Source organism: Flavobacterium palustre, from assembly GCF_014639535.1.
In the GTDB taxonomy this organism is placed as follows: domain Bacteria; phylum Bacteroidota; class Bacteroidia; order Flavobacteriales; family Flavobacteriaceae; genus Flavobacterium; species Flavobacterium palustre.
This window is the reverse complement of the sequence record NZ_BMGA01000002.1, coordinates 53,622-65,919: the sequence shown is the minus strand read 5'-3', so window position 1 is coordinate 65,919 and position 12,298 is coordinate 53,622. Positions and strand designations below refer to the sequence as shown.

At 32.6% G+C, this 12,298-nt stretch carries 13 protein-coding genes; 7 read left to right on the top strand and 6 right to left on the bottom strand.

Annotated features, from left to right (window positions below; translation table 11 throughout):
• Positions 1 to 154 precede the first annotated feature (154 nt).
• Entirely contained in the window at positions 155 to 850 is a 696-nt protein-coding gene (locus tag IEV84_RS05065) for a LytR/AlgR family response regulator transcription factor (RefSeq protein WP_188493093.1), read from the top strand.
• 9 nt (positions 851 to 859) lie between these two features.
• Here the strand turns inward: IEV84_RS05065 and priA are convergent, their stop codons facing one another.
• Genes priA through nadC form a run of 3 tightly spaced genes read right to left on the bottom strand, consistent with a single transcriptional unit; the run spans position 860 to position 5,186 of the window.
• Complete coding sequence (gene priA / locus IEV84_RS05060; RefSeq protein ID WP_188493091.1) at positions 860 to 3,313, bottom strand: replication restart helicase PriA; 2,454 nt, start codon at positions 3,311 to 3,313, stop codon at positions 860 to 862.
• 52 nt (positions 3,314 to 3,365) lie between these two features.
• On the bottom strand, positions 3,366 to 4,298 hold the full coding sequence (locus IEV84_RS05055; protein WP_188493089.1) for a YihY/virulence factor BrkB family protein: 933 nt from the start codon (positions 4,296 to 4,298) through the stop codon (positions 3,366 to 3,368).
• A gap of 27 nt (positions 4,299 to 4,325) precedes the next feature.
• Positions 4,326 to 5,186, bottom strand: coding sequence for a carboxylating nicotinate-nucleotide diphosphorylase (nadC, locus tag IEV84_RS05050; protein WP_188493087.1), 861 nt, complete (start codon positions 5,184 to 5,186; stop codon positions 4,326 to 4,328).
• Positions 5,187 to 5,335: 149 nt separating this feature from the next.
• Here nadC and IEV84_RS05045 point away from each other — a divergent pair, with 149 nt between their 5' ends.
• The gene (locus IEV84_RS05045; protein WP_188493085.1) at positions 5,336 to 5,797 is read left to right on the top strand and encodes a cupin domain-containing protein; all 462 of its coding nucleotides are present in this window, start codon (positions 5,336 to 5,338) and stop codon (positions 5,795 to 5,797) included.
• A 149-nt stretch (positions 5,798 to 5,946) separates the two neighbouring features.
• Here the strand turns inward: IEV84_RS05045 and IEV84_RS05040 are convergent, their stop codons facing one another.
• Positions 5,947 to 6,945 (bottom strand): metal-dependent hydrolase, encoded by a 999-nt coding sequence (locus IEV84_RS05040; protein ID WP_188493082.1) that lies wholly within the window; start codon positions 6,943 to 6,945, stop codon positions 5,947 to 5,949.
• A gap of 116 nt (positions 6,946 to 7,061) precedes the next feature.
• Between IEV84_RS05040 and rlmH the strand changes: the two genes are divergently transcribed.
• Together rlmH and IEV84_RS05030 are read left to right on the top strand one after the other, a co-directional pair.
• Positions 7,062 to 7,535 (top strand): 23S rRNA (pseudouridine(1915)-N(3))-methyltransferase RlmH, encoded by a 474-nt coding sequence (gene rlmH / locus IEV84_RS05035; RefSeq protein ID WP_188493080.1) that lies wholly within the window; start codon positions 7,062 to 7,064, stop codon positions 7,533 to 7,535.
• A gap of 182 nt (positions 7,536 to 7,717) precedes the next feature.
• A complete protein-coding gene (locus tag IEV84_RS05030) occupies positions 7,718 to 8,209 on the top strand; it encodes a CHRD domain-containing protein (RefSeq protein ID WP_188493078.1) in 492 nt (163 codons plus the stop codon).
• Positions 8,210 to 8,306: 97 nt separating this feature from the next.
• Here IEV84_RS05030 and IEV84_RS05025 read toward each other — a convergent pair whose 3' ends face one another.
• Both IEV84_RS05025 and folP read right to left on the bottom strand, forming a co-directional pair.
• Complete coding sequence (locus tag IEV84_RS05025) at positions 8,307 to 8,942, bottom strand: hypothetical protein (RefSeq protein WP_188493076.1); 636 nt, start codon at positions 8,940 to 8,942, stop codon at positions 8,307 to 8,309.
• Positions 8,943 to 8,946: 4 nt separating this feature from the next.
• Positions 8,947 to 9,771 (bottom strand): dihydropteroate synthase, encoded by an 825-nt coding sequence (folP, locus tag IEV84_RS05020; protein WP_188493074.1) that lies wholly within the window; start codon positions 9,769 to 9,771, stop codon positions 8,947 to 8,949.
• 74 nt (positions 9,772 to 9,845) lie between these two features.
• On the opposite strand from folP, the gene IEV84_RS05015 reads away from it, so the two are divergent.
• From IEV84_RS05015 to IEV84_RS05005, 3 genes are all read left to right on the top strand, one after another.
• A complete protein-coding gene (locus IEV84_RS05015) occupies positions 9,846 to 10,394 on the top strand; it encodes a DUF1599 domain-containing protein (protein ID WP_188493073.1) in 549 nt (182 codons plus the stop codon).
• Positions 10,395 to 10,402: 8 nt separating this feature from the next.
• Positions 10,403 to 11,506 carry a BT_3928 family protein gene (locus tag IEV84_RS05010; protein WP_188493071.1) on the top strand — a complete coding sequence of 368 codons (1,104 nt, stop codon included), beginning with the start codon at positions 10,403 to 10,405 and terminating at the stop codon, positions 11,504 to 11,506.
• A 260-nt stretch (positions 11,507 to 11,766) separates the two neighbouring features.
• Positions 11,767 to 12,282 carry a TlpA family protein disulfide reductase gene (locus IEV84_RS05005; RefSeq protein ID WP_188493069.1) on the top strand — a complete coding sequence of 172 codons (516 nt, stop codon included), beginning with the start codon at positions 11,767 to 11,769 and terminating at the stop codon, positions 12,280 to 12,282.
• Positions 12,283 to 12,298: the final 16 nt, after the last annotated feature.

Genomic DNA, 12,298 nt, shown 5'->3' with positions numbered 1-12,298 from the left:
TTTGTTAAAATTGGCTGCAAAAGTAAAAAAAATATTTGAATAAAAAAACACAAAACAACTTTATTCGTTGTATTGCAAAAAAAACCGATTAAAATTAGTTTTTATAGAAAAAGTACAATACTTTTACGTATCCAAATCTTAAAAACACAAAAATATGAAACTTAATTGTGTCGTAGTAGATGACAGTTCGATCCAACGAATGATCATCGCAAAGTTAGTAAATAATCACCCTAATCTACATTTAGTAGGTGATTTTTCGAATGCAATTGAAGCCAAAAGTTGCATGTCTGTGCATTCGGTTGATTTAATTTTCCTGGATATTGAAATGCCCGTAATTAGCGGCTTTGATTTTCTGGACGGATTAAAAAACAAACCCCAAATTATATTTATTACCTCAAAAGCAGAGTATGCTCTGAAAGCTTTTGATTATGATGCCACTGATTATCTGCAAAAACCTATAGCTGTAGATCGTTTTAGTGCTTCTGTCAAAAGAGCAATGGACTTGCATTTACTCAAACAAGACACTAAAGAAGAAGAAGGAGAACACATCTTCATCAAAAGTAATTTGAAAAAATTAAAAATTTACACTTCAAAAATTAAATGGATTGAAGCCTTTGGTGATTACGTAAGAGTAGTTACTGAAGATGATAGCAACCTGGTGCTTTCAACCATGAAATCTTTTGAAAACGATTTATCGAAAAAGAAATTTGTACGTGTTCACAAATCCTATATTATTAATATTGATAAGGTAGAACGTTTCAATAGCAAATTTGCCGAAATTGGTACAACTAAAATTCCTTTGAGCAGGAATAAAAAAGAAGACTTAATAAAAGCACTTTCGGTTGTCTAAAAACTACTTTCAATAAAAATCTACATTTAGCGCTACTTTGATAGCTCTGTATTGTGGAACAGCATCAAAACTATTCAATATTTTTTGAATAGTTTTTTTTGTACCTATAACTGAGGAATCCTGAGGGATTTTTATCATAATTGTTCTAATGTATTCATTCCTTATTCGGTTAACAGCCGGCTCCTCAGGCCCAAGCACCGGAATACCCAAATGCTGACTCAAGACCTGATACAACCACAAGGATCCTTCTTTTAATTTTTCAAATTCACGGTGTTTTAAGGTGAGTTTTATAATCCTGAAATAAGGAGGGTACTTATAAATTTTCCTGTCATACAACTGCTCCTGATACATTCCGAAATAATCATTATTAGTTACCTGCTGAATCGTATTATGATACGGATTATAGGTTTGAATAATAACTTTTCCCTGTTTTTCCGAACGACCTGAACGCCCAGCAACCTGAGTCATAGTTTGAAAACTTCTTTCGAAAGCTCTAAAATCAGGATGAAACAACAAATTATCAGCATTCATAATCCCCACCAAACTCACATTGTCAAAATCCAAACCTTTGGCAAGCATTTGTGTTCCTACCATAATATCGATCTCTCGGTTTTTAAAACTATCGATAATTTTTTCGAAACCAAATTTTCCACGAGTCGTATCCTGATCCATTCTTCCAATTTTTCGCTCCGGGAACAACTGTACTAATTCCTGCTGAATTTGCTCTGTTCCAAAACCCTTAGTCAACAAATCAATACTGGAACAACTGTGACAATTAGTAGGCTTAGCAATCGAATAACCACAGTAATGACATCGCAGCTGATTTTTATGTTTATGATAAGTCAAGCTCACATCACATTGCTGGCATTGCGGCACATGACCACAAGTCATACATTCCAACAAAGGAGAATATCCTCTCCTATTTTGAAACAAAATGACCTGTTCTTCTAAAGATAAAGCAGTTGTAATTCCCTCAATCAGGACATCACTAAAATGTCCGGTCATTTTTTTTCGGAAATACTTATCTTTCAAATCAACCAATTCTATCTCAGGCATCATTACATTTCCGTAACGTGCCTTAATTTCAACCAAACCATACTTGGCAATAGTTGCATTATAATAGGATTCAATACTTGGCGTAGCCGAACCCAACAAAACTTTAGCTTTGAAAAAATTAGCCAACACTATCGCAGCATCACGGGCGTGATACCTTGGCGCAGGATCTGTTTGCTTAAAAGTCTGCTCATGTTCTTCATCAACAATAATAAAACCCAAATTTGAAAACGGTAAAAACAAAGCCGACCTCGCTCCTATTACAATTTGTGCTTTCTCCGAATTTTGCAACACCTGATTCCATACTTCAACCCGTTCATTATTATTATATTTCGAATGAAAAACAGCCACTTTATTTCCAAAATGCGCCTGTAACCTTGTTACCAATTGAGTGGTCAGAGCAATTTCGGGCAACAAATACAAAATTTGTTTTTCGGTTGCCAAATAATCCTCAATAAGCTTAATGTAAATCTCCGTTTTTCCGCTCGAAGTCACGCCATGCAAAAGACAAACCTCTTTTTCCAGAAGACTTATTTTAATTTCTTCAAAAGCTTTTTGCTGTGCTTGGCTTAATTGTAACTGACTATCATTGGATACTCCTGTAAAATTCACGCGATCTTCCTGAATATAATATTCTTCAAAAATTTCTTTGTCAATTAAAGCTTTTACAACCGCAGAAGTAACATTGGAAGTTTCGACTAATTTCTTAACCGAAATTGGTTTTTTCTTCTCAGCAGCACTTAATTGAAAATAAGTCAGGACAATTTCTTTTTGTTTGTTGGCATTTTTTAAAACTTCCAACAAATCATTCAAGCCTTCACTCGATTCATATTTAGAATGCAGGCGAATGTATCGCACCAATTTAGGCTTATAAATTTCCTGGATTTCTTCCTGTAAAACCAGGATATTTTTATCAATCAGTTTTTGAATTACAGGAAAAATATTCTTTTTATTCAAAATCCCAATAATATCCTGTACTTTCAAAGAAGATTGCTGTTGCAAAGCCTGATAAACCAAAAATTCATCATCCGAAAGCTGACTTTCATCCACAAAAACATCTGTTTTTTGCGAAATTAAAGTTTCACTTTCCAGCAACAAAGCACTCGGTAAAGCTCCCCGATAAACATCGCCAATAGCACACATATAATAAGATGCTATCCATTGCCAATGTTTAATTTGATTTTCGGTAACTATTGGTTTTTCATCCAGAATTTGATGAATTTCTTTCGCTTCGTATAAAGTAGGTTGATTTTGATGCAAATCAATTGCCAAAGCTGTATAAATTTTGCTTTTCCCAAAAGGAACAGCCAGCCGCATCCCTTTTTGAATATAATGGTATTCTGCTTCAGAAATACTATAAGTAAAGGTTTTGGCAAGCGCCAACGGTAAAATTACTTCAACAAAATACATTTATTACAACTTATTCTTGTGACTACTAAATCCTGATATTTTTTTTTTGATTTTACTCTAAATGCCCTCCTTTTCGTTTCTTCAGCTTATTAATTACCTCATTCAATTCAAATCCAAGTAATAAAATCATGCAGTTAATCCAAATATAAAACATCACAATCAACAAAGTTCCAATAGAACCATACAATTCGTTGTATTTTGAAAAACGGATAACCCATACTCCAAAAAAATAGGAACTTATAATAGTTAAAACAGTAGTAAACACAGAACCTATCGATATAAAAGAGCGGGTTTCCTGATTTTTAGTTCCAAATTTAAAAAGAACAGATGTTGTTATCAAAATCATTAAAATCAAAAAAGCATAACGCCCCATGACCATCAACGGAATTTTATCACTTAAAAAATCAGTTGCATTTAGTTTTTGGATAAAAACCTCAAAAACAACGATAGTTGCTACAGTAACGATCAACAACAGAGCTAAAAACAACGACAAACCAATAGAGACAAAATATTGATGAAAAAAACCTCTTTTCACTAAAACGTGTTTCGAGTTTTCAAAACCTCCCAAAATAGCATTCAAACCATTGGCCATCAAAAAAACAGACAATAAAAATCCCGAAGAAACTAATCCCGAATGACTATTATGAAGAATATCATTAATAATATTTTTAATAGCATAAAAAGTATTGGGCGGAACACCATCGGCAACAAATTCTAAAAAATCATCCTGAAACCCTTCAATAGGAATAAAAGGAATCAAATTCAGAATAAAAAGAGCGAACGGAAATAAAGCCATAAAAAAACTAAACGCAATAGATCCTGCACGGTTTGAGAGTGCCGCTTCAGTTATCCCTATAATGTACAATTCTAACAAATCATACAAGGACAATCCGCTGAGCCAATTGAGTTTTACCGTTTTTGCCCAACGAACAAAATTGCGTAATAGAGGGATTTTCTGAAGTTTTATTTCTATTTCTACTGACATTAATAGTATCTTTTTACCGAAGAAAAATTATTCAATTGCCTTTAAACTCAAATCCATATTGTAAATAGAATGCGTCAAAGCACCCGAAGAAATATAATCAACCCCACATTCAGCATAATGACGAATGGTGTCTTCATTAATATTTCCCGACGATTCCGTTTGACATTTATCTCCAATAAAAGCAACTGCTTCTTTAGTCATTTCGTAATCAAAATTATCCAGTAAAATTCTAAAAACACCGCCTGCAGCCACAATTTCTTTTACTTCATTCAAATCTCTGGCTTCTACAATAATTTTCAAATCCCGATTGGTTTCTTTTAAATAAGCTTTGGTTTTGGCTATAGCCAATGTTATTCCGCCGGCAAAATCGATGTGATTGTCTTTGAGCATTACCATATCATACAACGCAAAACGATGATTCTCTCCTCCTCCTAATTTTACTGCCCATTTTTCAGCAACACGAAAACCAGGAGTCGTTTTACGGGTATCTAAAATTTTAGTATTTGTACCTTCAAGCAATTGCACATAAGAATTGGTTTTGGTCGCAATGGCTGACATACGTTGCATCGAATTCAAGACCATACGCTCCGCTTTTAAAATCGACTGAGAACTTCCCGAAACATGAAACACAACATCGCCAAATTTTACCGGACTTCCGTCTTCTATAAACGTTTCAATTTCTAAATCAGCATCCACATAATTGAAAATCATTTTCGCAAATGCAACACCTGCAATAATACCTTCGTCTTTCACCAAAAGCTTCGCTTTACCTTGTGCAGACGCCGGAATACAAGCCAGCGAACTGTGATCTCCATCACCTACATCTTCTCTGATGGCATTGGCAATTAATAATTCTAATTCGTTTTGAAATTGTGCTTCGCTAATCATTTTTACTCGAAATTTTTATCCTGCTAAAGTAGGACATATTTTGTGGATTCTAAAATTTGTTTCTGTTTCCCTCAAATTTATTCTGAAGCTAATTCTGTCAAAGATTTAAATACTATATTTGAACAAAATCAATATCTAATTCAATCCAAATGCCTTCCATAACTCCCGAAAATGAAAACGATAAAATAATCGAACTAGTATCCCAATACATTGATCTTAGCGTTACACCTTTCAACAAACCCGAAAGAACTGTTGTAAAAGTCGATAAACGCGACCCTATGTATGGCGGAAACGGAATTGTTTATTTGCTACAAATGTTTGACGAAGGCGAATTGACCAATAACCGCATTGGCGCTTATATGGTTTTCTTCAATAAAGGTGACGAAGCCGGATTTCACACCCACGGTACCCGCCATGAAGAAGAACTTTATATCGTGATGCACGGCGAAGGCGAATATACCGAAATGACAAAAAAAGACGGCATCATCAGAAAAAAAACACTCAAAAAAGGAAGCATTACCGCTATGAGTCGCGAAGGTTTTCATTCGCTGATTAATACTACTGACGAAGTTTTGATCGTTTTTGTTATTACCACCAATAACCCGAAATAATTAATTATTATTCTCTAAAATATAGTTTGAAGGTGTTTTTCCTAAATGTTTTTTAAACATAAATATAAATGCACTTGTGGTTTCAGAACCTAAATCGAAAACAATTTATAATCATAAAAAACTCAGATAAAATCTGAGTTTTTTATGATTTAATTTCCTTTTATACGATTAAAAATATTTTTCATTAACGCCATTCCATCTCTTTTTTCTTTAGGAACTTCATGTGCTTTTAAAATTCCGTTTTCTTCCTTAAAAACATAACTAAAAGCAAATTGTGTTTTTTTCGAATCGGACGTTAATAAACCAAATCGTAAATCATTAAAATAAAACTGATCTTCGTTTTTGGTAACAATAAACCAGCCTTCGCTTATTTCTTTTAATTTTTCAAAATCAGCATTTCCCTGAAGTTGGTATTCCAATTCATTATTTTTTGGATACTTCTTAAAAGTGATCGATTGTGTGTCAAACAAAGAATAATCAGCTAAAAAATAGGCCTCTTTAGTAGCAACATTCGCATTCCACAAAATACAATTGAAAGCTGTTGGTTTTACAATTAAATCATCATAAGTAATATTTTGTGTTTTAAGTGCTTCATCAAATTGCTTTAGGGCGTACAATTTTAAACTACAAGTTATTAAAAGATAAAACGAACTCAGATAAATACCAATAAGAACAGATTTTCTTCTCGAATGGAAATCATCTTTTTTTCTCCAGGCAAAAATCAAAGAAATTAGTAACGGAATGGTATATAAAGGATCAATTACAAAAATAGTTTTCAAGGCAACTCTATCCGGTAGCGGCCAGAAAATTTGTGTTCCCCAGGATGTAAAAATATCCAAAAATACATGTGTGAGTAAACACCAAAATACCATCTTAGTAGCCAAATAAAAATTAATTTTTCCCCGCTCAATTTTAGTAATTATCCAGCCTAAAAATGGCGAGAGCAATAAAAACAATAATACCGAATGACTTATTCCCCGATGAATCGCTACTCCATCAACAGGATTCATGAACTGAGCTACTACAACATCCAAATCGGGTAATGTTCCCAAAATTGCTCCGTACACAAAGGTTTTACGTTGCAGTTTTTTGCCTGCACATAATTCGGCTGTAGCGATTCCTAAAAGAATTTGGGTAAATGAATCCATGAAAAATGTTTTTACAAAAATACTATTCTTTAAGCATTAGCTTTTCATTTTTTAAACTATCTAATAATCTAAAGCTAGTTTAATATCTTTGTCACTTCGAAAAATCATCCTTTTAAATGAACATCAAACTCATCGCCATAGGCAAAACCGATAATAAATCGCTTCAAACTTTAATTGACGATTATACCAAACGTTTGTCTTTTTACATCAAATTTGATTTGGAAATTATTCCGGATATTAAGAATGTAAAAAACTTATCCGAAAGTCAGCAAAAAGAAAAAGAAGGTGAATTGATTTTATCGAAAATCAGTTCCACAGATCAGCTTATTTTATTAGATGAAAACGGAAAAAACTTTTCCAGTGTAGCATTTTCGGAAGAATTACAAAAGAAAATGAACTCAGGAATTAAAACTTTGGTTTTTGTAATTGGTGGGCCTTATGGTTTTTCGGATACGGTTTATGCCAAAGCACAAGGAAAAATTTCGCTTTCGCTAATGACTTTTTCACACCAAATGGTTCGTTTATTTTTTATCGAACAATTGTATCGTGGTTTTACAATTTTAAGAAATGAACCCTACCACCATCAATAGTCTAAAAACAACTAACAACCAACAACTTACTGTTGTTTTAAACTTTCTTTAGCAGTCTTTTTTAGATAAAATGCTTAACTTTATAAGGATCGATTTCAAGGTTTAATTTATAATTATCAATCATTATAAAATCACCTCCCTTTTCAAGAAGATGTTCCTTTTCGAACTTTAAACATTTGATCATGAAACGTTCAATTTTATTTTTAGCTATTTTTATCATTCTATCAGGATTAATTTCATGTGATAGCGATAATGGTAATGATTCTGATCCAACCCCGGTTATTGTAACATTTAATGCTACTTTAAACGGTTCAAGTGAAGTACCCGGCAATACATCCACTGCAACCGGAACAGCAGTACTTCTTTATAACAAAACAAGCAAAATTTTCACATTAACAGTCAATTTTTCAGGTATAACACTTACAGATGCTCATATTCATAAAGGAGCTATAGGTGTTGATGGTGGCGTAATATTTCCTATTAGCGATTTAACTTCACCTATGAATTATACAAGTATGACTTTAAGCGCTGAACAGGAAGCTGATTTAATGGCTAATCTCTATTACGTAAATTTACACACCGCAGCATTCCCGGGAGGAGAAATTAGAGGACAACTTATAACCACAAATCCAGGTGGAGGAAGCGGCGGAGGAGGAAGCGGTGGTGGATATTAATTCTCCTCGTTGAATCTAAAAAACAGAAAAAGACTTTCCCTATTAGAAGAAAGTCTTTTTTTTTAATAAATTAATTGTTTCCTAAATCATTAGATTTTTAGAAAATGAATTCTTTTGGCGAAATTGGATTGGTTTTGTATAAATCAAATTTTCGAACTAAAATCTTGTTTTGAATATATTCTTCATAAGACATGTTTTTGTCAAATTGGATTACAATACGTGGTTTTAGTATAAACTGAATACTGAAAAATTCCTGTAACAAATCTGATTTTTTGACATATTTACCGTTTAACGAAACCAAGTCGGTATTTTTTTTAAAATAAATAACAAAGTCATCTTTTTTGGGTTTTCCTACAATATAATACACTTTTGTAAAAGGAATAAAAGCCATATTTTTCCCTATGGAATCCGCATAGGAATAATAATTCTCTGCTTTCTCGTTTTTATGTGCTTTTTCTTTGCGTTTTTTATCCTGCAACTTCATTACTTCGGGAATCACTAATTTCAACGGCAAACGCTTATCGATATTAAAAATCCAATTGGTTGTAATAATGCTGTTTTTTCTATTCACTTCTGCCAAAGTATCTTTGTCTTTTATTCTGAAAAAAATATAAATTGGCGAATGATCCGCAACATTATTAATTATCGTTGTATTTGCTTTAGGTAGTAAAATATCTTCTTTATTTCCACAGGAAATTAATAATAAAACTAGTATCAGACTAATGTATTTCATCTTTTTAAGAATTCAATTTCTCGTATAATTTTACACATTCTACAGCTTCTTTAACATCATGTACTCTCAAAATATGAGCCTCTTTTGTCAAAGCAATTGTATTTAAAAAAGTAGTTCCGTTTAATGCGTCATCAGCGCTAATAGCAAGCGATTTATGAATCATCGATTTTCTGGAAATCCCAACTAAAAGTGGCAATTCTAAATTATGAAACAATTCCAGTTTTTGCATTACCTCAAAATTTTGCTCAATAGTTTTAGCAAATCCAAAACCCGGATCAATTATCAAATCATTAATTCCTAAACTTCTGGCCTGGCTTACTTTTTCTGAAAAAAACAACAAAACTTCTTTCACAATATCTTCATATTCTGTCATCGATTGCATGGTTTCCGGCGTACCTTTCATGTGCATCATAATGTAAGGAACATTATATTTAGCTATAACATCCAGCATTTTAACATCGAGATTTCCTGCCGAAATATCATTGATAATAGCCGCTCCGTTTTCGATACAGGCCCTTGCAACTTCACTCCTGAAAGTATCAATTGAAATTATAATTCCGGGAAAATGTTTCACTAATAATTGTATAACAGGAACAATACGATTGAGTTCTTCTTCTGCTGATACAAATTCGGCACCGGGTTTACTCGAATAAGCGCCAACATCTATAAAAGTAGCTCCTTCATCCAGCATTTTTCCGACTTTAGTTAAAATTGCTGCATCACCCGAATACCTTCCGCCATCAAAAAAGGAATTAGGTGTTATATTTAAAATCCCCATTACTTTGGGTTGTGACAAATCAATCAGCTGTCCTTTACAGTTAATAGTCATTTTTTAATCTTTGTTTTAAAGTTGAAACCTTTTCCCTATTTTTGAGAAAATTTTTAGACAAATATACATCAATAATGAAGAATACTTCTCAGGAATACGATAAGGTAATTGCAATTTGCCGTTCTTTATTCACAAATAAAATGCAGGATTACGGTAGTGCCTGGCGCATTTTACGATTACCCTCTTTAACCGATCAAATTTTCATTAAAGCACAAAGAATTCGCAGTTTACAGGAAAACGAAGTTCGAAAAATAGATGAAGACGAATCAGGAGAGTTCATCGGAATCATTAATTATTCAATAATGGCTTTAATTCAGCTGGAATTAGGCGTTGTCGATCAACCTGATTTGAATGTGGAAAAAGCAACCAAATTATATGATGCCAAAGTGCAGTTGACTAAAGACTTAATGGAAGCCAAAAACCATGATTATGGAGAAGCCTGGCGTGATATGCGGGTGAGTTCTTTGACAGATTTGATTTTGCAAAAACTACTTCGCGTAAAACAAATTGAAGACAACAAAGGTAAAACCATTGTTTCGGAAGGAATTGATGCCAATTATCAGGACATGATTAATTACTCTGTTTTTGCCTTAATTTTAATGGGATTTGCCGATAAGAAATAAATAGCATTATGAAAAATTTTATTACTCAGTTTTCAAGAGTTTTTGTTGGAATTTTATTTATCATTTCCGGTCTAATCAAGCTAAATGACCCTGTAGGCTTTTCATACAAACTGGCAGAATATTTTAGCGAGCCTGTTTTCAACCTGCCTTTTTTAGCTCCTTTTAGTTTGTATCTGGCTTTATTCTTAGTAATTGTAGAAGTCCTTTTAGGAATTATGCTTCTTATTGGTTACAAAACCAAGTTTACTATTTGGAGCCTATTATTAATGATTGTATTTTTTACTTTCCTAACTTTTTATTCAGCTTATTATAATGTGGTAAAAGACTGTGGTTGTTTTGGAGATGCCCTGCATCTTACCCCTTGGGAATCGTTTACGAAAGATGTGGTTTTATTGTTTTTTATCCTTATTTTATTTGCAAACAGCAAACTTGTAAAACCTTTATTTTTCAATAACAGTTTTCAAAATGCCCTTGTTTTTCTTGGTTTAGCAGGCTGTATCATTATGGCATACACCGTTTTAAATCATTTACCAATAATTGATTTTCGTCCTTATAAAGTAGGAATCAATATTCAGAAAGGAATGGAAATTCCCGAAGGAGCCCAGATGCCTGTTGTAGAAATGAAGTTCATATACAAAGTAAAAGGTGTAGAAAAAGAATTTTCAGAAAAAGATTTAGCAAATATCCCCGAAGGAGCTGAATTTGTTGATCGAAAAGACAAAGTAATCAGCGAAGGTTTTGTTCCTCCTATTCATGATTTTACGATGACAAAAGACGGGTCTGACTATAAAGACGAATTATTATTAGAACCTAAATTACTAATGATTGTAACTTATGATCTTGCTTTATCCGAAGAAAAGGGAATGCTAAAATTGCAAAAATTAAATCAAGACGCTGTTTCAAAAGGATACAAAGTAATCGGGATGACCAATTCATCTGTTGAAGAAATCGAAAAAGCACAGAAAAAATACCATTTGAATTTTGACTTTTACAGCTGCGATGCCACTACTTTAAAAACAATAGAAAGAGCTAATCCAAGTATTGTAATTTTAGAAAAAGGAACAGTAAAACAAAAAGTTCATTATAACGATATACAAGACTTAAAATTCTAAAAAAAGAGCTCATAAAGACTAAAAATTGTATTTATGAGCTTTTTTTATGTTTAAAAAAGGCTAAAAAAGCAGCTAAAACAGGCTTATTTAAAGATTTTCTTCAAATTATTTTTGGACATCAAAAACAAATCGGGTTTACTATTACGTTTTCATTTGTATTTTTATAACTCTCAATGCTGTATTTGTTAATTTTAATCAGTTTATCCAAAAAAACATCAACTGTAAACAGCAATCAAATTGTTTATTTTAACTTTGTTACAATGAAAAAAACAGAAAAATTTATCGCTTTTTTACTTCTTTTAGTTACTATTTCCTGTACTAAATCCAATGCTCAAAAAACGGCATTTTCTAAAGAAGCTTTATCTGAAACTTTGTTAGATATCAGTAATAATCAGGTGGCTTTTGAAACTATTTTATCTAAAAATAAAGGAAAGAACATAGTAATCGAAATCTGGGCTTCCTGGTGTGGCGATTGTGTGAAAGCAATGCCTAAAATAAAAGAATTACAAGCTGCACATCCCGAAACAGCTTATGTATTTATCTCGATGGATAAAACCACAGATAAATGGAAAGCGGGAATTGAAAAACACCAATTAAAAGGATCACATTATATGGCTAATGACCAAATGGGAGGTGTTTTTGCTAAAGCGATTGATGTAAACTGGATTCCAAGATATATCATTATCGACAAAACAGGAAAAATTGCTTTATACCGGGCTGTAGAAACTGATTTTGGACAAATCAATACTGTTTTAAATCAATTAGAAAAACAATAACAAAAAATAAAATTCA